The 21438-nt window shown below is 68.3% G+C and carries 12 protein-coding genes; 2 read left to right on the plus strand and 10 right to left on the minus strand.

Features of this window, described 5'->3' with window-relative positions; translation table 11 throughout:
* The 4 genes from serS to ACZ561_RS06225 form a co-directional block, all read right to left on the minus strand.
* A complete protein-coding gene (gene serS, locus ACZ561_RS06210; protein ID WP_470990320.1) occupies window positions 1-1293 on the minus strand; it encodes a serine--tRNA ligase in 1293 nt (430 codons plus the stop codon).
* On the minus strand, window positions 1286-1999 hold the full coding sequence (locus ACZ561_RS06215) for a histidine phosphatase family protein (protein WP_470990322.1): 714 nt from the start codon (window positions 1997-1999) through the stop codon (window positions 1286-1288). The genes serS and ACZ561_RS06215 overlap by 8 nt, the downstream gene beginning before the upstream one ends.
* Window positions 1996-2829: an aminoglycoside phosphotransferase family protein gene (locus ACZ561_RS06220; protein WP_470990324.1), complete on the minus strand. Its 834-nt coding sequence runs from the start codon at window positions 2827-2829 to the stop codon at window positions 1996-1998. The genes ACZ561_RS06215 and ACZ561_RS06220 overlap by 4 nt, the downstream gene beginning before the upstream one ends.
* Window positions 2830-2921: 92 nt before the next feature.
* Window positions 2922-4172 (minus strand): methionine adenosyltransferase, encoded by a 1251-nt coding sequence (locus tag ACZ561_RS06225; protein ID WP_470990326.1) that lies wholly within the window; start codon window positions 4170-4172, stop codon window positions 2922-2924.
* A gap of 267 nt (window positions 4173-4439) precedes the next feature.
* Between ACZ561_RS06225 and ACZ561_RS06230 the strand changes: the two genes are divergently transcribed.
* Window positions 4440-5714, plus strand: a complete 1275-nt coding sequence (locus ACZ561_RS06230) for a transcriptional regulator (RefSeq protein ID WP_470990328.1) — start codon at window positions 4440-4442, stop codon at window positions 5712-5714.
* On the opposite strand, the gene ACZ561_RS06235 is transcribed toward ACZ561_RS06230, so the two are convergent.
* From ACZ561_RS06235 to ACZ561_RS06260, 6 genes are all read right to left on the minus strand, one after another.
* Window positions 5695-6354 carry an HAD family hydrolase gene (locus tag ACZ561_RS06235; protein WP_381349237.1) on the minus strand — a complete coding sequence of 220 codons (660 nt, stop codon included), beginning with the start codon at window positions 6352-6354 and terminating at the stop codon, window positions 5695-5697. The genes ACZ561_RS06230 and ACZ561_RS06235 overlap by 20 nt on opposite strands.
* Before the next feature lie 274 nt (window positions 6355-6628).
* Complete coding sequence (gene drmB, locus ACZ561_RS06240) at window positions 6629-8488, minus strand: DrmB family protein (RefSeq protein ID WP_470990330.1); 1860 nt, start codon at window positions 8486-8488, stop codon at window positions 6629-6631.
* Entirely contained in the window at window positions 8485-11739 is a 3255-nt protein-coding gene (locus ACZ561_RS06245) for a helicase-related protein (protein WP_470990332.1), read from the minus strand. Before ACZ561_RS06245 ends, drmB begins: the two co-directional genes overlap by 4 nt.
* Window positions 11736-13640, minus strand: a complete 1905-nt coding sequence (locus ACZ561_RS06250; RefSeq protein WP_470990334.1) for a UvrD-helicase domain-containing protein — start codon at window positions 13638-13640, stop codon at window positions 11736-11738. Before ACZ561_RS06250 ends, ACZ561_RS06245 begins: the two co-directional genes overlap by 4 nt.
* Window positions 13637-18409, minus strand: a complete 4773-nt coding sequence (locus tag ACZ561_RS06255) for a DEAD/DEAH box helicase family protein (protein WP_470990335.1) — start codon at window positions 18407-18409, stop codon at window positions 13637-13639. The genes ACZ561_RS06250 and ACZ561_RS06255 overlap by 4 nt, the downstream gene beginning before the upstream one ends.
* A gap of 128 nt (window positions 18410-18537) precedes the next feature.
* Window positions 18538-18744, minus strand: coding sequence for a hypothetical protein (locus ACZ561_RS06260; RefSeq protein WP_470990337.1), 207 nt, complete (start codon window positions 18742-18744; stop codon window positions 18538-18540).
* Window positions 18745-19262: 518 nt separating this feature from the next.
* Between ACZ561_RS06260 and ACZ561_RS06265 the strand changes: the two genes are divergently transcribed.
* On the plus strand, window positions 19263-21437 hold the full coding sequence (locus tag ACZ561_RS06265) for a helix-turn-helix domain-containing protein (protein ID WP_470990339.1): 2175 nt from the start codon (window positions 19263-19265) through the stop codon (window positions 21435-21437).
* Window position 21438: the final 1 nt, after the last annotated feature.

Here is a 21438-nt window from a genome sequence, read left to right on the forward strand (position 1 = left end):
TTATGCCTCCGGTGTTCCGTCCGCCGAGATACGGCGGAAGCCGAGGTACGGGAAGAGAGATTCGGGAAGGACGATCGAGCCGTCCTGCTGCTGGCACTGTTCCAGGAGCGCGGCCAGGGTGCGGCCGACGGGCAGACCGGAACCGTTGAGGGTGGCGACGAGCTTGGGCTTGCCGTTCTCACCTCGGGTCCGGATGTTCGCCCGACGGGCCTGGAAGGTGCCGAAGTTGGAGACCGAGGAGATCTCGCGGTACGTGTTCTGGCTCGGGATCCAGACCTCGATGTCGTACGTGAGCTGGGCCGAGAAGCCCGTGTCGCCGGCGGGCAGCTTGATGACCCGGTAGGCGAGGCCGAGCTCCTTGAGGCACGCCTCGGCGTGGCCGACCATCGTCTCCAGCTCGGCGTCTGCGGTCTCCGGGGCGACGATCTTGACCATCTCGACCTTGGCGAACTGGTGCTGGCGGATGAGACCGCGGGTGTCCCGGCCGTACGAGCCGGCCTCCGAGCGGAAGCACGGGGTGTGGGCGGTCATGGCCAGCGGCAGCTCGGCCGGCGGGATGATCTCGTCGGCGTAGAGGTTGGTCAGCGGGACCTCGGCCGTCGGGATGAGGAAGAGCTCGCGGTCGGCGACGCCGGTCTTGAACAGGTCCTCCTCGAACTTCGGGAGCTGTCCGGTACCGGTCATGGTCTTGCGGCTGACCAGGTAGGGGACCGCGTACTCGGTGTACCCGTGGCGGCGGGTGTGGAGGTCGAGGAAGAGCGTGGCCAGCGCCCGCTCCAGGGCGGCGCCGGCGCCGCGGGAGACCGCGAAGCGCGGGCCGGACAGCTTCGTCGCGCGGGCGAAGTCGAGGATGCCCGTAGCCTCTCCGAGATCGACATGGTCCTTCGGCTCGAACGGGAACGCGGGAGGCGTGCCGACGCGCCGGATCTCGATGGCGAACTCCTCGGAGTCGCCATCAGGCGCGGAGTCGTCCGGCAGGTTCGGGATGCTCAGGAGCAGGTCACGGAGCTGGGCCTCGATCTCTTCCTGCCCGGCTTCGATGTCGCGGACCTGCTCCTTGATCTCGCGGGCGCGCTCCTTCAGCTTGCTGATGTCGCCGCCCTGCTTGGCCGTCTGCTGTACCTCACTCGCCACCCGCTTGGACTCGGCCCGCAGCTCGTCGGCCGAGCGGATGTTCTGGTTGCGACGAGACTGGAGGGACTCCAGCTCGGACAGGTCCAGGGAGTAACCGCGACGAGCGAGCCGACGAACCGCTTCGGCACCCATTTCAATCAGGGCGCGGGCATCATGCATGAGGAAGATCCTTCTGATCCGGCGAGTGGTGGGATACGGGATCGACGGTAGCAACCGAGGCCCCTTCGCCGATCCGCATTACCTCCCTGTCGCCGGAGCCGACGGCGCGATCGAGAACGCCAGTTTCAAGATCGTTGATCAGGGCCTCGATGAACACCGGCAGCTCGTCATCGGGGATGGCGACTGGCTCGATGTACGGGGCTTCCGGGAAGAACAGGGGCATCGCCCCGCCAGGAGCCCGGTCGCGGTGCCAGAGGAGCACGGAGACCAGCAGGCCGTGGGCCACCAGGACGCGGGGGCCGGGGTGCTCCAGGGCGGCGAGCACCCCGGTGAGCATCCTGCGGATGCCCTCGCGTTGCGACTCGCTGCCACCGGGCGGACGCTCGTGGGCGCCGTGCCCGTCGAGCCAGACGGCGTATTCCAGGAATGGGTTTCCCTCGAATTCCCCGTAGTCGAGTTCGTTCAGCCGCGGATCGGTGATCAGTTCCGGTTCGGGGACTCCCATCAGCAGGTTGGCGGTCTGCTGGGCGCGGGGAAACTCGCTGGCCAGCCACGTCTTCACGCTGTGGAGGGGAACGCTGCTCCAGCCCTTGCTCAGCGACCGACGGCCGTCCTCGCTCAAGCGGATGGGCTTGGTCGGGTCGCCGTTGACGAGGTAGCGCCGGCTGTAATTCGTCTGCCCGTGACGGAGGACGTAGGTCGTCATGATCGGTTCCTTGGGGTTGGCGCCGATAGCCACGCGAGGACGTCGGCCATCCTCGCTGCGCGCGGATCACCGGATTCGAGGTAGAAGAGCAGGCCATCCAGGGCCAGGGCTCGACACCACGGCGCCAGGACGGGTACGGGGATACGGGAGCTCCGTGCGGCAGTGGCCAGGCGGGCGTCCGTGCCGTGTCCAAGGTCGTAGTACACGGTCCAGAAGGCCCAGTCGAAGGCCGCATCGCCCACCATCGGGAGGGGGTCGATCAGGCGGGGGTGGCCCAACCAGTCGAAGAGCACGTTCTCGCGGTAGAGATCAGCGTGCAGGACCGTCGTCCGACCGCCGTCCGCCTCCAGGGCCGCCAGGGCCGGGACGGCCGCGTTGACGAGCTCCTGCCACTGGCCGGCATCGACCGATTCCAGACGGCGGCGCACCCTGGGACGTACCTCCTGATGCAGGTACGAGGTCAGGGAAGGAAGCTCACGCGGTCGGCGCTGGCGCCGGCCGATGGTGTGGAGGCCCTGGAGGGCGGCGGCCACGGTCTGCATCTCCCGAGGCGGCAGCTCGCAGCCACCCGGGCAGCCCCCGATCATCTCCAGGGCCGCCGCGGCCAGGTCGTCCGCCGCCTCGACGACCCCTGCCGTCGGCCCGCCCGCCCACAGACGTAAAGCGGTGACCTCGTTGCGGAACCGGGTGGGATCGGCCCACGCCTTGAGAAGCAGCGGACGACCATCGAGGGTTCCAGCCGTGACGACCACGGAGGCATGCCCGGCGTCGTGATAAGCCCCGAGCGTGAGCTTCCAGCGCTCCGCAACCTCCTCCAGCAAGGTGGGCACAGCATCGAGCCACCCGGAGACTTCGGGGCCGTAGTGAGTGATCAGCCTGCGCCGACATTCCGGGGAGACCTCTCCGAGCGTCCGCTTCTTCATCAGCTCAGCACGATCCCGTCGGAGACCAGCTCGTCGGTGAGCGCCGGGAACTCGCCCAGCGCCTCCGCCACCAGCGCCTGCACCTTGTCCACCTCGGCGTCCGGGGACGACAGACGGACGAGGACTCGCCACGGCTGGTCGAGGCGCTGCCCGGTGGTGCTCACGAGGTGGACCTCGGCGTGCCCTCCCGTCGCCTCGTGGAGCCGCTGGGCGAGCCTTCGTGCGGCGATGTTGTAGAGCTTGCCCACGTGGTAGACGGGGTTCTTGCCGTTGGCGCCCTCCAGGTTCATCGGCCGCAGGGGCGTGATGAGGCCGTTGACACGGTTGCCGCGGCCGACGACGCCCTCGTCACCGGACTCGATCGAGCTCCCGGTGTAGGTGAGGTACAGCTCGTCCTTCTCCGGCACGTCGCGCGCGTTGAGCCGGAAGCTCGCCTCGGCGCCGGGCAGGTGGAGGCCGGCGAGCCGGTAGCACTCGGCCAGGACGCTCTCGGTGTTCTGGACGTACTCCGCACGGCTCGCGACGAGCCGCGACTTCTGCGGCACACAGAGCACGACATCCGCCCGCTCCCCGTCCCAGTAGCCCATGAGCTTCACGTCCGACCCACACCAGGCGTGGGAGAGGGTGAAGTCGCTCTCCCCGGAGAAGTGGTCGACCAGATCCCGCGCGAAGGACTCGAAGACGTTCTCCGGCGCCCAGCCCGTGCCCAGCGACGTGTCGTTGGACAGCCGCACCCGCCGCTCCCGCAGATCGTGGATCGACCGCGGGTTGAACCATCGCGTCCGGTCGGGCACCTCGTCGCCCGTGAGGACGGCACCGGGGCTGGAGTTGCTGGTGATGTTGAAGGTGATGTCGAGGTGGTCGGAGACCTCGGGGAGCCGGCGGGCGAAGAACGCCTGCACCTCCGCCTCAACGATCTCCTCGACGGGGATCCGCTCGCCGCCGCACATGGGAGCGGCACGGCCGTTGACGAGCACCCGGACCGGGGCGGTCATGCGGCCCGCGCCGTACCGGACCTCACTCGCTCCGCCCAAGAGGGCGAGCTTGTCGAAGTTGTGGTGCAGGACCGCGCCGAAGTTCTGCACGGTGTGGGCGCTGTACGCGCGGGACAGTCGCTCGGCCAGCTGATCGGCGAGGGTGTCCGGATGGCCGAGGCCCTTGCGCTCCACGATGGTCGTGACGTCCGGGGCGGACCCGCCCGTCTCGATGACCAGGTGGCTGTTGTCGATGGTCGTGCTCGTGCGAAGCATCACGAACTCCCGTTCAGGGTGGACAGAAGGGGATGAGCGCAGGCGCAGAACGCCTGGACGAGCGGTAAGTGCCGTGTGTGGCGACGAGGCCGATGTCCTCGGTCCGTGGATGCCATCTTGCTGGCCCTACAGGTCCTATTCGAGGGCTCTGACAGGTCATCAAAAGGACTTCCATAGGGCTTCTTTGGGCTCCGGTGGATGATTTTGCGCCGCGGCGGGGACATCGCATGTCACTCTCTGACGAGAACTCGTCCCCGGAGGAGATCCATGTCCCGTCCCGCAGGCAACACCCGACTCAAGTCCGCCCGCCTGGCGGCCGGATACAACTCACAACAGGCTCTGGCCGACGCCATCACCAAGACGGCACCCAAGCTGGGCATCAGGGGGCTCGCTGTCGGCGTGCGTCAGATCCGACGCTGGGAGTCCGCCACACCGCCCTGGCCACAGCCTGACGTCCACCGAGTTCTGACCCACCTCCTGGGCCAGAGCATGGAGGACTTGGGATTCACCCCACCCTGGGGAAATGAGAGCCGCCACGCGGGCTCGACGGTCCGCAACTCCCCGCATCCGCCTCTGAAGGGAGCGCGGCTGGCTAACGTCCCCGCCCAGGCCGGCACCGCAACGCAACCAGTCACAGTGGGCAAGGACTTCGAGGCCGTCACTCGTTCTCACCGGCACCTCTACTGGTCCGTAGCGCCCGCCGTGCTGCACCCCGCCGTGCTGGAGCACGCCCGTCTGGGATGCGCTCTCCTGCCGGAGACGGCGAACCCTGCTCGCCAGACCCTGGCTGGCGCCCTTGCCGAGTCCTATCTACTGGCCGGGCGCATCGAGTTCTTCGACATACGCCAGCCCGACCAAGCCTCGGAAACCCTCTTGCGTGCCCTGCAAGCGGCGGGCGAAGCCGACGACCCCCTCCTGGGATCGGCCATCCTCGCGCACATGGCGTTTATCCCCGGCTGGACCGATGACCGAGAAGCGGCGATCGAGCGCATGATGGCCGCCCGCACCTACGCTCGACGCGGAGACGCCCCCGCGGAGCTCTGGGCCTGGCTGGATGCAGTCGAGGCGGAATGCGAGACCCGATGCGGCGACCCTCGCGCCGCGCTCCGCCTGATCGGACACGCCGAGGACGCCCTTTCCTCGGGCTCCGAGCACCCCACCCCTGAGTGGCTGGACTGGTTCAGCCCCGTGCGCCTGTCCGCGTTCAAAGGGAACACGCAGGTGAAGGCCGGCCATCTGCCACAAGCCCGCCAGACTCTTCAGGAGGTTCTCGACGACCTGCCTCCCGAGTCGGACAAGCAGCGCACGGTCGTCCTCGGTGATCTCGCCGCGGTCGAAGCCGCGGACGGCCACCCGGCGGCGGCATGCCAGTACGCCGTGCAAGCCCTCGACCAGCTCGCCATCACCTGGTACGCCACGGGTATGGAACGTATCCGCGAGGTTCGACGCACGCTCGCCCCATGGCAGAACGAGCAGTGCGTCCGAGACCTCGACGATCGTCTCTACGACTGGGGAACGACTGTCAGCGCTCTCCAGCGTTGAACTTGGCGATCTTCTCGGGCAGCTCCGCGAGCGAGTCGATGCGCATCGTGGTGATCGAGTCCGCATCCGGGTCACGCTGCTGAATCGTGCCCCAGGGCCCACGCCGGATCAGAGCTGTCAGAAGCCCGGCCTGCACGGCCGGGCGGATGTCGTTGTCGAGCCGGTCGCCGACGTACAGGATCTCGCCCGGCTCGGCAGGCGTCGCCTCGATGACGTGCTCGAAGAACTTCACGTCCGGCTTCGACGCTCCCCAGTCATCACTGGTGGCGATCAGGTCGGACGGAAGGTCCAGCCCGCGCAGCAGGCCGCCCGCACGCACGGTCTGGTTTCCCGCGATGCCCACCCACAGGCCGGCCTCTCGCAGCGCGGCCAGCGTGGGTCGCACATCGGAGTAGAGGTCGTCCTCGCCGAACCATTCCGGCTTCCCGGCCGCCGCGCGCTTCTCGCGCTCTTCGGTCAGATCGAACCCCGGCCGGAACTCCTGGAACGTCTCACGGTAGTCCCGCCCCTGCGCGATGACCGCGCCGAACATCGCCGCGAACGTATGCCGCGGCACCCCCAGCCAGTCCGCCCAGGTCCCGTACTCCCGGGTCTCGTCGACAAGACACTCACCCACGTCGAACACCACCGCACGAATCATGCTCCGCAGCGTAGACGCTGCAGCGCGAAGAGGACGCGGCCCAGTCAGACCGGGGCTGAATCCCCACCCTTCCCTGACCTAGTCATGCGAGACGCCAGGCGACGGGCCTTTCTGGTCGGTGCAGATGTCACAATCCACACCGAACTCGGAAGGCCCTCACTCATAAAGGGTCTCTCAGTTAAGCATGTGAGGGGCAGACGACCGTCGGGCTTGATTCGCTTTGACGGACACCTGACATCAGGGACTTCCGCCGGTGCCCATTCTCGACCGCGCGTCAGTCGAGCACGTGCGCGAAGAATCCCAACCGAGGATCGTCCGGAGTGCCGATCAGCAGCGCGCGATCGAGCAGGATGTTGTTGTGCTCGCAGCTCGTCTCCGGGAGCATCACACAGGCGTGGCAGGCGGCGAGGTTCGTTCCACCTGCGCCGGACGCCTCGGACTCGAGGCAGAGCGGATCGGAGGAGCACCACTCGGCGCGGCGCACAGCCGAACGGATCGTCCGGTCAAGGAGCTCCGGTTCGCCCTGGGCGACGAGCCCGCCGAGGCTGCCCGCCGAGTCGCTCGTCGCCGTGTAGACGAGCACACCCGCCATGTCGTCAGCCGCGTACAGACGCTCCCGCAGGGCGGCGGCCGGATAGCCGGCTTCCAGACTCCATTCATTGATGAGGACATGGGCCAGCGTGTGCAGCAGCACCATGCGGGGCGTCGCCGGAGACGGGGGGACCCGACTCGGATCCGTCGCCCGCTGCTCCATCACCCTCTGGTGGGCCGTACGCATCCGCTCGACCCGGGCGGCCACGGCGAGGGCGTCCTCCCAGGAAGCGAGTCGGTCCTCGTCCAGGCGGAGGAAGACCCCCTCGCCACGCACCTCCATCGCGGGGAGCCAGCGCAAAGGGGAGTCGGAGAGCGGGACCTCGTTCGGCTCGGTCGTCGAGTCGGGGTCGGCGAGCCTTGTGAACGCCTTCAGGGCACGTACCTCGCGGAGCTTCTTCACCAGCATCGGGCCCGTGACGCCGAGCGGGTGGAGAACGCTCGTGTCGCCCAGCGGGGGCTCGCAGATGAACTGTTCGTCCCGGGAGCGCTCGCGTTCGTCGTTGCCCGCACGCAGCCGGTCGTACTCCTTGTTGCGCAGCGCGCGGTAGCGGTGGTCGAACGTGGGGGCGTCCTCGCCGCTAGGGTCCTCCTCGCGTTCCGCGTCGAGGAGTGCCATCACCTCGTCGATCGGGACCGGACTTTCGCCGTCGAAGAGGAACTTGAGGGCGCCCGCAATCTCCTCGCGGCTGTTGAGGCCGCGGAGTCTGCCCCAGTGCTCGGCCAGCGGATCGGCGCGGCCGTCGCTCCACGGCGGGATGGAGAGCGCCGACTTCAGCACCGGCTGCCATACGGCGGAGGAACCGCGCTGGAGCGTGCGCGGGGTCATGCCGCAGGCTTGGGCGGGAGCGGACGAGCCGAGCCAGGGGCGGGTGCCACGACAGCGAAGGCCCAGGTCCTTGAGAGCACTCTTGCGGAAGGAGCCCTCCATCGAGACCTCGGGCACCCCGCACGTGCAGGACACGACGATCGAACGGAGTGAGGAACTACGGCCTGAAGTACGCATCTTGAGCGTTCCTCCGCACTGTCCGGCGGGCGTGGCGCCCTTGCCGGAGGCTCGATGGACCCACTGCCAGTACGGGAACTCGTTGAGGTGCCCGGCCTCGCAGGCGATCACGAAACGGGAGGGCACGAGGTCGGCTTCGCACATGCCGCAGATGCTGCGGCCTGCCGGAGGGTTGAAGTCGCGGTGCCGGCGCAGGTCGTCGCACTCCGGGCAGGAATGCATGAGAGGGAAGCGGCGGACCCGGATCCCGTCCCTGCTCGTGTCGTCCGACGCCGGCGGCAACCGGAAATAGCCGACGTCCAGGAGATTGGCGAGGCGCCGCTCGTGGATCCGGGGCGACTCGTCGCCGTTCCAGTGCTCGTCGGCTCCGTCCAGGCCGGAGACGATGAAGGACTCCTGGTCGATGGCCACGAGCGAGCCGACACCGTACGTGGTGATCGCCTGGGCGCGACGAACCGCCCCACGACGCGGCAGGTTGCGGGCGGGCGCCGCGCCGTCCGTGCCGGTCCGGCGGCGGCGTGCGGGGGGCGGGGTCATCGGGTTGCCTCCATGAACAGGGCGGACTCGGCGTCTACGTCGCGCAGGCTCCACAAGGTGGGCCATGCCTCCGCGTCCTCGGCTTCGTCGTCGTACGACTTCAGGAGCGATGGGGTGCGGCTGTTCCTGACGGGCTCGAAGAGGAGACCGCCGTGCGTGTCGGCCTCGTCGCACCACCAGTCGACGAACTCGTCGAAGGCGCGAGCCACCGCGTCGGTCTCCTCACGAGTGACGTCTTGGACGCGGTTGAGGAGGATCGGCCTGATCTCCTCGCGGAGCAGGTGCTCGTAGGACTCGACCCGGCCCGCCGCGTCGTTGGGGCGTGCGGCCGGAATGAGGATGCGGGCCAGGGCCACGATCACCGCATGCAGACCCCGCTCTCGGGCGCGGGCGGAGAAGGGGGTGACCGAGGTCGACTCGACCTCCCGGTACAGCGCGGAATGGAAGTGCAGGAAGTTCTCGTAGTGCGAACGGTCCCGGGGGCGGGTCGCGTTGAGCATGACGGCGACCAGTCCGGGGTGGGCACGGCCGACACGGCTGGTGGCCTGGATGTACTCGGCGGTGGTCTGCGGCTGGCCCATGACGGCCATCAGGCCGAGCCGATCCACGTCGACACCCACCGCGATCATGTTCGTGGCGAGGAGGACGTCCACGGTGTCCTCGTCCGGGAGCTTCTTCTCGATGCCCTTGAGGCGGGTGGGGATCTCGCTGGCGTCGATCCGACTCGTCAGCTCCGAGTAGTTGGCGACCGAGCGGACGTCCACGCCTTCACGTTCGGCGAGCATTTCCAGATACGCCACCACATCGTCGTGGACCTGGAGTTCGGCCGCCGACAGGAGCCGGAGGCTGTTGAAGTAGCCGACGAGACTCACGTAGGCGTCACGCACCTCGTCCTGGGTCCGGGCGTGCTTGGCCCGGTGCAGCAGAGTGGCGTACGTACGGATCAGGAGGGTGGACTGACTGGTCCCTGGGGCCAGGAGCCCGACGTATCGGCGGCTCGCCTTCTCCTCGCGCGGGGTCTCCACGGCGAACCAGGAGTCGCGGGAGTCCAGGCCGGCGGGCGGGAACTGGCGAACATCACGGGCGAAGAGATGAAGTCCCTGGTCTGCGGCGCGGCGGATGGTGGCCGTGGAGGCGATCACCTTGGGGCGGTCGGCGAGCGCGTCCACCGCGGTCTCGTAGAGACCAGTGAGAGTTCCCAAGGGGCCCGAGATCAGATGGAGTTCGTCCTGGACGATCAGTTCCGGGGGTGGGGTGCGGTCGTTCGGGTCGTCGCGGTTGAAGAGCGCGGCGGTGTCCGGACGCCACGGCATCGAGGCGAACTTGTCGACCGTGGCGATAACCAGTGTCGGTCGGGCGTCGTAGACCGCCTCGTCGATCAGGTGGACCGGCAGGCCGTCGGCGAACTCGCAGTCGGTCCCGGGGCAGCGGACGTGCATCCGCTTGGCTTCCTCGTCGACCTCGTAGTCACGGGCGTCGAGGCGAGTGCCGCACCAGGGGCAGGCGTGCAGCTGGACCGGGTTCTCGGTGGCGAGGCGCTTGTCGAGGTCCCCACGGAGTTCCGTCAGCTTCTTCTCGGCCTCCGCCAGCTTGTTTGGGGTGGCCGAACGGCCTACCCACATGCCGATGGAGAACTTCTCGTCGCCCAACTCGGGTGCGTTCTCGCGCATGTGCTCCATGGCGCAGATCAGGATCGCCGCCCGCTCGAACTGCTGGAGCGTGAGCAGCCGCAGCGTGTAGCGCATGAGCACGGTGACACCGGCGCCGTTCGGGCCCTTCCGGATACGACGCAGGAACGAGGTGAGAGCGATCAGACCGAGGTACGCCTCTGTCTTGCCACCACCGGTGGGGAACCACAGGAGATCGGACACGCCCCGGTCGCGGTGGCCGGGGTCGTCGATGCCGGACAGGCAGAGAAGCAGGAACGCGATCTGGAAGGGGTGCCAGCGGCCCGCGGCCGGGTCGGGGGAGCCGATCCGACCGTTCTTCACCCACACACTGCGGGCGCGCTGGTCGGCCATGGCGCGGTTGGCGAGTCGGAACGCCCGCATCAAGTCGGGCTTGGACTCCAGAAGGTCGATGCCTGCGCGGATCCGGCCGAGCGCCTCACCACAGGCACTCACCTGGTCCCGCGCGGGCTTTTCGTGCATGTCGCCGGCCAGAGCGTCCGCCTCAATCTCCTTGCGGTCGATCCAGCGCTCGTAGCCGTCGGCGAGCGCTCGCAAGGCGGCGAGGACCTCGGCGTCGGAGCCGGTGGCCAGGCCGAGCATGGACAGGGCGGAGCTGTCGATCTCAGGGTTGGAGTCGGTGAGCAGCACCTCCACGGTGGGTACGAACTCGCTCCGCACCTCGGTGACAGCGGCCAAGCGGGTGTCGGTCATGCCGATCGGCGGCGGCGTCCAGTCCCACTCGGCGGCGCAGCCGTGCCCGACGGCGAACGTCGGGGCGTGGCGGTGCAACAGGCGGCTGGTGGCGACTTCGGGGTCATGGGCGGAGGCCGGGGCGGGGCGCTCCACGAAGGCCGTCGAGCCGTCGGCGGCGCGGACCGTGAGACCGCACTGGAACAGGGAGAACGCGTCCTGCAGTTCCCGCTCGCCGACACGGTGGGTGTTGACCAGCGTGACCGTGATCGTGACAGTGCCGGTGTTCAGGTCGGGGCGCCGGATGTTGGCGCGCAGCGCGACTCCCGGAGCGAGGTCCTCTTGCCACTTGGGGTCGGGCGTGGTCACGTCGATCCGCTGCTCCGCAAGAACGAGTTCCCTGCGTCGCCACTGCTCCCGCTGGTCGGAAGTGGTGCGGGCCTCGGCCCGACGCGCGGGGATCGGCTTGCCGTCCGCGTCGGTGGGCTCGTAGACGGCGGCGCGCGCCGAGACCACGATCGCCTCGCTTGTGGCGGGATCGACCGCGAAAGTCAGGCCCATCGACGAGGGGCGACGGGATCCCGCCGCGCCCACTTCCTGTGCGGTGCCGGACTCCTCGACGTTGTCACGGGTGCGCTGCGGGGCGATGTCCAGACCCCTGTGCTCGTCGTCGTCCGAGCGGAGCTGCTCCTCGGCGGCCGCGTTCGCCGCGCGCGGGTAGAGGACGCCGGCCAGGTATCGATCGATCGGTGCGTCCTGGGTCAGGACCTCGTCCCGGTCCTCCGACACGGCGTCCGGAGCGGGACCGAAGAGCTCACGGCGGAGTCCCACCAGGAGTTCCTCGTCCCGGACCCGGTAGTGCTCGGAGTGCCGGCCTGCTCCCTGCGTCATGCGCTCTGCTCCTCGTTGCTGTCAGCCCGTCGGAACTTTCCGATGCTGGTGATCCGGGGCACGATCCACACACCTCGGTCGCCGAGGCCTGCATTGGCGCCCGCAGCGGTACTGCCCGTCACGGTCTCCAACGTGTCGACGCGAATGCCGTGGATCTCGTCGGGCCACCACGGCTCCCAGGTCCGGTTCACCTTCTGCACGTGGAACAGCTCCTCGCGGAATCGCTCCGACGCCTCCCCGATCTCCCGCCCCTGGTGCATCAGGGCGTACGGCGGGCTCTGGTACTCGCCCATGGGCAGGTCATGGCGCTTGCGGAGGACCACCTCATGCCCTGGACCGACCTGGTCCAGGAGGTACGCCTGGATCGTCGCAGCGTCGGGGGCGGTGCCGGGCGGGTTGTCCCGGCAGACATCGCCCGCCTCCGCGACGACACCGAACCTGTCGTAGGACCGCCACCCGCCGACGTAGCGGCGACCGCTCCTTCGTCCGCCCGCCCTCTTGAGAATCGGCAGCTCGGAGCACGTCGCGTGGTACAGGTCCTGGCGGACGCGCGTCATCGCCACGTACAAGGCTCGGGCCTCCGCGGGGAGATCCAGCTCGTCCTTGTACCGCTTGTGGAGCTCCGCGACGGTCGGTGGGGTCAGGATGATCACCCGGTCGAACTCGAGCCCCTTCGCCCGGTGCACGGTGGAGACGGTGATCCGCATGGTCTCCGGGTCGGCCGCCTCGTCGGGGAACCTGCCGTCGGCGACCAGTCGCCGCAGCCGCTCCAGGTCGAGCACATTGCGTCCGGTCGTGCGCGTGGCCCGACGCAGCACCGTCCACAGGGCGCTCGCATTGGGCTCGTACGGCAGCGGGATCTCCGCGAGCAGCGAGTGGAACCGGTCCTCGCTGAGGCCGGTCGCCTCGGTGCGGCGCAGCAGCTCGGCCACCCAGTACGGCACCGGCCGCTCTTCGAGGGGGCGGCGCAGCCGGTGGTCGACACCGTGCTCGTGGAGCAGGCCGGAGACCACCAGGGCCTGCCCGTTGTCGCGGGTGAGGATCGCACAGGTGTCGGCGAGGTTCCGCAGGCCGTCCAGAGTGAACGGGTCGGTGAGGTCACCCATCCCGTTCGCCGGATCCAGGAGAAGGTCGCGCAGCTCCTCGTAGAGAGTGGCAGCCTCGTCCGTGTCGCCGAGCTGCTGGAGCCGGGGACCGTGCGTCAGCGCGATCCGGGCCTCGGCGGTGGTGGCCCGGAAGTTTCGAGTGAGACGCAGCTCCACCAGCTCGTCGGGGTACGAGCAGCGCAGCCAGTCGAAGAATCGACCCGTCTCGTCGGCACGTTCCGCCGGGTCGTCGATCTGGAAGCCGTAGACGGACTGGGCCGCGTCGCCGACGACCGTGAAGCCGCAGCTGTCCTGGTACCGGTCGAGCAGCGCCTCCACCAGCTCTCGGCGCCCGCCCAACAGATCCTGTACTTCGTCGATCACGACGTGGGCGGGCGGGAGGGCATCTCCGGCCTCCAGCGCACCCTTCTCGACGGCATCGGCCGCGGCACGGATCCGTTCGTCGAAGCCGACCGCGCCCCACTCGCCGTCCGGGTACGCCTGGACGAGCACCCCGTACGCCCAGGCGTCGAAGGTCTGGGCGCGCACCCGGCGGGCCCGCTCCCCATGGCGGGCGATGCGATCGCGCAACTCCCTGGCGGCGGCCCGGGAGAAGGTGAGCACCAGGATCTCGGCGGCCTCCAGGGCCTCGTCGGGGTCCTCGTGACCGCAGAGTGCGTCGAGTCGGCGCACCAGCGTGTGCGTCTTGCCTGCCCCGGCACCGGCCGTGACCAGGACGCGGGCGTCCCAACGCTGCTCGACCACGGCCCGCTGCTCGTCAGTGAGCGGAGGGCTGTCGAGGTAGACATCGGTCACGGACGGCTCCAGAGGTGCTCGAACTGGGTGAAGGCGAGCTGGGTGTCGAAGTTCTCGATGTTGTCGCTGACGTTGAGGATCAGGCAGCTGTCCTTGCCGCCGTTCCGCGGCCCGCGCAGTCCGCGACCGATCATCTGCTGGTACACGTTGGTGCTGTAGACCGGCCTGGCCACGACCACGGCACGAGTGGCCGGCGCGTCGAATCCCTGGGTGAGGACACCGTAGTTGGTGAGCACGCGAATGCGTCCGTTTCGGAACTTCTCGATGCGGGTGCGACGGTCCTGTGCGCTGGTCGTCGAGTCCACGGCGGCGGACGGAATCCCCTGGTCGTTGAGCATCGCCGCCAGGTACTTGGCGTGGTCGACGGAGGTGGCGAACAGCAACGTCGGCCAGTCGTCCGACAGTTCGAGCACCGAGTCCACGATGCGCCGACTGCGCGCGTGGTCGTCGGCGAGACGCTGCTCGGCGGAGCGGGAGAGCATCGCCATGCGATCGGCCTGTGTCTTCTCGTCCCGAGTCAGTTCGATCCTACCGCCCTCCAGGGTGCGGTGCTCGACCTGGGCGAGCATGCCCCAGTCCTGGAGGTCGTGATACGGGTCGCCCGACGGGAAGACTCCTTGGTCGAGCCGCTTGTTGCCGAAGCGGTTGGCCAGGCGACGGGTCTCGTCCTCGTTGGTGTTGCGGAACGGGGTGGCGGTCAGGCCGAGCAGATGCCGACCGGTCTCGTACTGGGTGAGCCCCAACTGGCCCAGGATCTCGGTGTACCGCTTGGAGATGGCGGTGTGCGCCTCGTCCACGATCACCAGTGCGGCCTGCCGCAGCCAGGCGTACTGGTCGATGCCCAGGCACCGCTCCAGCTTGGCGTCGGTGGCGACCACCAGGTGGGGGTGGTCGACGACGTTCCCGACCTCGTTGCCGCTCCAGAGTCGGCTGATGGTCAGCGGGCGCTCCGCGCCGACCTTGCTCCAGACGAACTTCCAGCTCTGCACGGCCTGTTCGCACAGCTCCTCGGTCTGCGCGATCCACAGCACGGGTCCCTTGAGGTCGCCGACGCGCTTGACCCAGCGGATCACGGCCTCGGCGGTGACCCGGGTCTTGCCGGCGCCGGTGGGCAGGGACAGCATGCCGCGTTGGGGGGCCAGCCGGTCGAGCATGGTGGAGATGTTCCGGACCAGGTCCTCCTGGTAGTCGTGGAGGCTCGGGAAGTCCCGAGGGCCCTCGACGGTCTCGAACGGAGGCGGGGACGGAGTCCTCGAACCGGCGAACCCGACGGGCAGTCTCAGATCCGAGACGAATGCGATGGCAGCCGACGAACCCCCGTACCCTACCGGCGCGTTGGGGAAGCGTGCCTGGATGTCCCGGGCGTGCTGCTGGAGCACACCGTCGCCGTGCGCGTTGAACGCCATCTGCGCGATCCGACGCCCGGACGGCTCCACACCGTCGGCCGCCTGCAGCTCGGCCTCCATCAGCCCTTCCGGGAGCCCGGCCCTGAGAGCGTCCGCACCGACCAGCAGCTCGATCTTGGCCACCACGTCCTCTGCCTCGCGCACCGCCGTCTGCGCCGCCTTCAGCTCGCTGTCCCGGGTCATGCGGTCCTGGTGCTCCAGCACCGCGCGGCAGCCGGCCGCTCCGAGGCCGAGACCGAGTTCGCGGTCGACGAGCCGCAGCATCGGCTCGGGGTCCAGAGGCACACGGACCTTGACGGTGCCGTCCTGGCGCACGGCGTCCAGGGGAGAGGCGTGCGTGCCGTTGGGCGTGCGGGTGACCGCCTCAAGCTCGGTGCACCGCTGCACCGTGCTGCTTCTGTTCCCGCTGTTCAGGCGCTGCCGCAGGGCGGGGAACAACTCGACCAGCGGTACGGGGTCGCCCTCCGGCACTTCTCGGGTCTCCCGGCTGATGACGTCGGCGTAGCGGAGCATCCCCCACTTCTCGACCATCAACTCGGCGTCCTCGGCGGTCGGGACGAGGAGCGCCGGCAGCTGCTCGGCGCGGAGCGCCCGGTACTCCGCTGCGCCGACGGCGAGCGTGATCTCGTCGTCGGGGCGGGTGTCCCACGCGTCGCCGATCCGGCAACGGGTCAGGGAGTCCTCGGGGAATTCCGCGTCGAGCCGGGTCAGCATCACATAGGTGGCGCCGACGAAGGAGTCGTCCTCGCTGCGGGACACCTCGTCGTGGAGCGCGTCCCAGCGATCGGCGGGAACCTCGTCGACGGTGGTCGGGAGCCGTAGCTTGCGGGCCTTCTCGGGGGAGATGTCGGCGACCGGCAGGACGTCGCGGTAGGCGCCGAGCTGAGGACCGACGGCCTCGGTCAGTGGCTTGATTCCCTGGGACGTGGCGACCGTGCCGTACTTCCTCAGCATCCACCGGATCGGCGAGGCGACCGGCTGCCGGGTGTTGGTCTGCGATCCGACCTGGCGCGTCCAGTTGTCCACGACGGCGTCGTCGGGCAGCACCTTCAGGAAAGCGGCTCGGGACTCCTCGGAGAGGGCACGGAAGAGGTGGAGTGGGCCACCGATCGCGGCGCCCTCGATCTTCATCCGGTTCAGTGAAGGTCGGGGAGCACGGCTGTCCAGGGTGCGCAGATGGGCGGCGTGGATAGCCGCTCGGTACTCCTCGAACCAGGCCTCGTCCGTCGTGGGCTGCACGCCGGCGGTCGGCCGCTCCCGCAGGCCGACCTGGGAGAAGAAGGGCATGTCGTCGGAGTGGAACGTCATGTCGACGGCGATGCTCGGGTCACGCCTCGCGTCGACCACGACCCCCGGCAGCATGCAGTTCTCGACCGGCCGGAACCGTCGGTCTGCGGTACGTACCCGGAGCGTCGAGCGTGGATCGGGCACTCGCTGCAGAACCTTGTGGGCGAGTCGTCGTACACCGGCCTGGCGGAACAGCTCCCAGAACCGCTCCCAGTCCGACTCGCTGTATCGGTCGAAGCCCTGGTCCAGGACGCTGTCGAACCGGCCCTCGACGTCGGCCTCCCGGATGCCCAGCACGTCGAGCGCGTGCGCCAGCGAAGGGTCCTGGGCGAGCTTGTCGACCACGTACACCAGGGACTCGCGCAGTCCACCCTCCTCGGCGCGGCGGTACACCTTGCCGTGCACAGGGGCGACGAGACCGTGCTCCTCGGTGAGGATGATGTGGGCCTTGCGGGCCTCCTCGACGAACGGGGAGTCGACCTCGATCATGTCGGCCAGGATGCGGATCGCTGTCGCGGACGCCTCAGCGGTGCCGCTCTCGACGAGAGCCTCCAACCATTCGCGGACATCCGCTCGTTGGTGCTTGGCCGCACCAAGGATGTGCACGACCTTGCCGGAGCGCAGCGAATCCGCTTCGACGCTCGGGTGCAGCCAGTTCGACGGACGGTCCGGGCACTCGTGCCACAACCGCAGCCAACGGGCAAGGGACTTCGACTCAGTCTTCGGGTCCTTGGGGCGAGGGTGTACCCGCAGCTCGGTCGGAACGCGCAACACGCCGTTCTGGTCGGGAAGCGACGGGTGGACCGCGGCGCGCGTCCAGATCTCGTCGGTCAGGAACTCGTCCGCCCAACTGATTGCTTCCTTGACGCGACCGGGCAGCAGGGGGAGATAGGCGGCCGGATCGTCGGCGGGCGCCAAGGAGGAGAGGGAGTCGACGACGAGCTGCGCCGCCACCCGGATCATCTCCTGGTTGAAGGGGGAGGAGTCGAGAAGGTTCTGCCGGTCCTCGTTCGTCTTCCAGGCTCCGTTGAGGATGCCGCTCAGCGACATCTCGTACTTGGTCGGGAAGAAGGACCAGAACCTGCCGCGACCGCGCGAGCGCGGGCTGACGTACAGGCCGCTCTCCGCATCCTTCTCCAGGGCCGGGACGCCCCAGGAGAGGTCGAGCGAGAGCCGGTCGTGGAGCTCACCGGCGTCGTCGCGGGCCGCGGGACCGGGCTCGTGAGCGGTCGTGAACACCCGCCACCGGTCGGTGGCTACCGCCTTCCCGGTCCGCTCCTCCACCACGGTGTGCAGGTCGCCGGCCTGTTCGGTGGTCAGCGTCCGACGGGCCACGGGCCGGGGGCGGCGGTCCTCCAGCACGACCTTCGCGACATGCGGCGAGAAGAGCTGGAAGCCGACCGGGAACTCCTCACGAGGCTCGCCGTGGTCCTTGGCGCGGCCACCGTGCATGTCCCGCCCCAGCCGGTCGTCGGCCTTCGGGAGCAGAGGGAGGCGGACGACAGTGGTCGCCCAGGTCAGCAGCTCGTTCAGGACAGAGTCCGAAGCGTGCTCGGCCTGTATGTCGAGCGGGCGGGCCATACGCAGGACAGGGGCGTCGAACTCCGGGCCGTAGCGGGCCGCCACACCGGGCACGGCCTTGATCTGCTTGTAGGACCAGGCGCGGTCGAATCCGAAACTTCCGGTGCGACTGAAGAATTCCGGTGCATTGGTCACCACGAGCACTGATTTCACGCCGACACCGAATCGTCCGATCTGGCCTCCGCGCTTCCTCGACATGCCCATCCGGAGAATTGTCTCGGCGCCCTCCGGAGTCACCGGATTTCCTTCGTTCGCGCAGTACAGATGGGTCTCCGTCAGGACGACGTGGACTCGTCCGCCCGGTTCGTCGGCGATTTCGTCGGCCGCGTTCTGTACGAGCTCGAAGAGTTGACGATCACCATATCCGCCTTGCGTGATACGGCGCTCGCCATTGGCATGCTCGGCCACGAGGCCAGGGTCCACGGCGTAAGTCTGCAGGACGCGGGAGGACTGTTCGAGGACGGTTTGGATCACCGGAGTGGACGAAGACGACACTGCTTCTGCGCTCCTGGGGTATCAAGGTCCGGACGAAAGTGAGGGGCGGGCCGGCTGCTGGCTTCGTGCAGCCGGCCCGTGTTTGCGGTGCGCTCTTGACGAGAGACTCGGTGGTTCGCGGCGGTCGGTCAGGCCGCGGGGGAGGTCTCGTCCGGCAGGTCCTGAATCATCTTGGCCAAGTCAGGGAATCCAGCGTTGAAACCCTCTTCACTCAGGCTGTGTCCGCAAAGAATCTCCATCACCTCGACCTTGCTCTTCGTCATCCGAATTTCAAGCTCAAACGTACTCAAATCCCGCGACGACCATAAGAAGTCGCCACAGCCCTGTCCATCCATGAAATTACCCACCCCTGTCACATCGTTTTCTGAAAATTGCGCAGGGGGTATTTGGATACACGTCCCCCGTGAAAGAAACAGCCGATCTTGCGTGAGATTCTTGTCCCGATAAGACGCTACCGGGTGAAGCTCTCATATTGCCAGTCGTTTTGGAGAAATATTTCTGTGCGAGGCTTGGAGATGGTTTTGGACATAATTCCCCTCGGCCGCCCAGCCTCCCCGATTTCGGGTTTCGCGAGCGAGATGGGATTCACCACCGTCACTCAAGCTATCGGCAGTCACTCAAGCATGCAATCCCGAACTGACCTTCAAATGTGGGGAGATGAGTGCTCCGCTTAAGGAGGGTGGGGTTAAGTCGGGGCAAGTCGTGCGATCCGAACAAGTCGGGCATCGATCAGTGGTGACCGAAGCTGTTCGCCCCGATCAACTTTTGGTTGACGTCTTCGAGTGCGTCAAATTAGCCTCCTGGTCCGGAGCATGCGATACGCATGCGACTCCGAGGGAAGGGCGGGTGGCGCGTGGAGACAGGCGAGGAGTTCGGACCTTGGCTGGTCCGTCAGCTCAAGCTGTCAGGGAAGACGCAGGTCGAACTGGCCAAGGAGCTCGGGCTGACCCGAGCCGCCGTCTCCGCGTGGATCACGGGAAGGTCGACTCCCCGCCCGACCGTCATGATCGACATCGCCAAGGCGCTGGGCACGGACCTCGGTACGGTGCACACCCGCACCACCGACACCCAGGCCGGCCTCCCGGTCACCTGGTACCACCGGCGCGGCTACCCCGACCGTGGCCGTGACCTGGGCAATGCCGCCGCCTTCGCCTTCGACGCCGACGTGCAGGTCCTCGCGCGTGAGACCTGCCAGAACAGTCTCGACGAGCGACTGGACAACGGCCGCCCGGTCCGGGTCCGTTACACGCTGCACGAGCTGACCGGCAAGGCGCTGGACGACTTCCGAGAGGCGATTCTCTGGAACGATCTCTTCCCGCACTACTCCGCAGTCTCGGAGATCGCCGGTAACCAGAAGGTCGGTCGGGTCGTGGACGCCGGAGTGCGCGACATGTACGAGAAGGGCCGCCTGGTCCTGCTGCGCGTTGACGACTACAACGCTTCCGGGCTCATCGGCGACGACTACGCGGACGGAAAGTTCGCCGCCGTGGTCAGACGCCAGCTGGAGAGCCTCAAGTCCGGGCACAGCGCGGGCGGTTCGTACGGTCTGGGCAAGGCGACGCTGTGGGCCACCAGCGCCCTCGGGCTCGTGCTCATCAACTCCACTCTGTCCGAGTCGCACGAGGGGCGTAAGGAGCGTCGGCTCATCGGCCGTCTCGAACTGCCATGGCGGGAGGTCAACGGTGAGTCGTTCGCCGGTCCCGCCTGGTTCGGGCGCCCTGATCCCGATTCGCCCAACGCCGAGGTCGCACGCTCCTGGTGGGCGGACGAAGACACCGCTGCCCGTCTGTACCTGACTCGGGAGAATGGCGAACCCGGCACCTCCTTCCTCATCGTCGGCGCGCACGATGTGGCCAGCCTCGACGAGAAGTCGTCCGACGCCGACGACGAAGCCACGGATGTGGACGACGAGGGTGCTGAGGACACGCGTGACATCCGCAGGATGCACCGGCGTCTGGTCAAGGCTCTGGGCCGTGACTTCTGGGCCGCGATGACCGGTGGGGGCGGCAGACTGCCCCGCCTGGAGATCTCGGTCCGCGCTGTGCGCAGCGACGGTGAAGTGGTCGAAGAGGTCGTAGCGGAAGAACTGGTGGACCCATCGGTCGAGCAGCCCTCCCGGACCCGTGCGCTGCGGGCGTACTACGAGGGTGCCACCGTGGATCGGCTCACCGAAGCCGGGCAGGTGGCGGCCCGCAACGTGCCGCTGAAGCTGCCTCTGCTCGGAGGTGCTCCGGGGGGGACCCTCGGGACGCATCAGGCGGTCCTGCTGGTCACCGACGTCGTGGACGACGACAGAGCGAAGAAGGACGGGGTGAAGAACCAGGTTCACTTCCTGCGCGGCAACCGTATGACCGTCAAGAAGTCGCGGGTGCCGAACCTGCCGCTGGGGACCAACCCGTTCCAGGCCGTTCTCCTGGTCGGCGAGGCGGCCGGGGAATCCGTTCCTTTCGCGAATGACGCGGAGGAATTCCTGCGTGCGGCGGAACCGCCCGAGCACGACCGCTGGGGGCAGACGGAGGAGCTGACCCTGCGCTGGTCGCCCTCCGCCTACCGGCGGATCAGCGCGCTCACCACCGAAGTCAACAACGCGGTCAGGGAACTTGTGGTGCGGCCGAAGCGCGGCAACCGCGAGGGAGGGGAGGCGCTGCGCAAGGCGTTGACGGTGAAGACGAGACCGAAGGCCAAGATGCCCTCCGGGCCGGTGGTTCCGGTACTGGACGGGCTCGACGCGACGATCGGCGACGGCGGGGAGTGGCGGATCACCGCCGAGGTGAGCATCCCGCGCGGCGACGAGATCGTCCCGATGGTGCCGGTCGCCCAGCTGGACGTCCGCTCCGGAGGCCGCCCGAAGCTGGACTGGGCGGAACTCGTGGCCGTCGAAGGCTGTGAGGTGGAGGACGGGACCCTGCGCTTCACCCCCGGCGCTCGCCGCGCGATGTTCAGAGGCTCCACCGATGTCACAAGCCACCCGGTCAGGACCACGCTCACTCGCCTCGTCGTCGAACTCCGTGCCGGCAAGGGGGAGTGAC

Source organism: Streptomyces sp. NPDC039609 (assembly GCF_055596705.1).

What these genes read in the sequence shown, in the direction of transcription:
- ACZ561_RS06230 (WP_470990328.1), top strand. Translation starts at nt 4,440, where the DNA reads ATGTCCCGTCCCGCAGGCAACACCCGACTCAAGTCCGCCCGCCTGGCG.
- serS (WP_470990320.1), bottom strand. Translation starts at nt 1,293, where the DNA reads ATGCATGATGCCCGCGCCCTGATTGAAATGGGTGCCGAAGCGGTTCGT.
- ACZ561_RS06225 (WP_470990326.1), bottom strand. Translation starts at nt 4,172, where the DNA reads ATGCTTCGCACGAGCACGACCATCGACAACAGCCACCTGGTCATCGAG.
- ACZ561_RS06215 (WP_470990322.1), bottom strand. Translation starts at nt 1,999, where the DNA reads ATGACGACCTACGTCCTCCGTCACGGGCAGACGAATTACAGCCGGCGC.
- ACZ561_RS06245 (WP_470990332.1), bottom strand. Translation starts at nt 11,739, where the DNA reads ATGACGCAGGGAGCAGGCCGGCACTCCGAGCACTACCGGGTCCGGGAC.
- ACZ561_RS06260 (WP_470990337.1), bottom strand. Translation starts at nt 18,744, where the DNA reads ATGGATGGACAGGGCTGTGGCGACTTCTTATGGTCGTCGCGGGATTTG.
- drmB (WP_470990330.1), bottom strand. Translation starts at nt 8,488, where the DNA reads ATGACCCCGCCCCCCGCACGCCGCCGCCGGACCGGCACGGACGGCGCG.
- ACZ561_RS06235 (WP_381349237.1), bottom strand. Translation starts at nt 6,354, where the DNA reads ATGATTCGTGCGGTGGTGTTCGACGTGGGTGAGTGTCTTGTCGACGAG.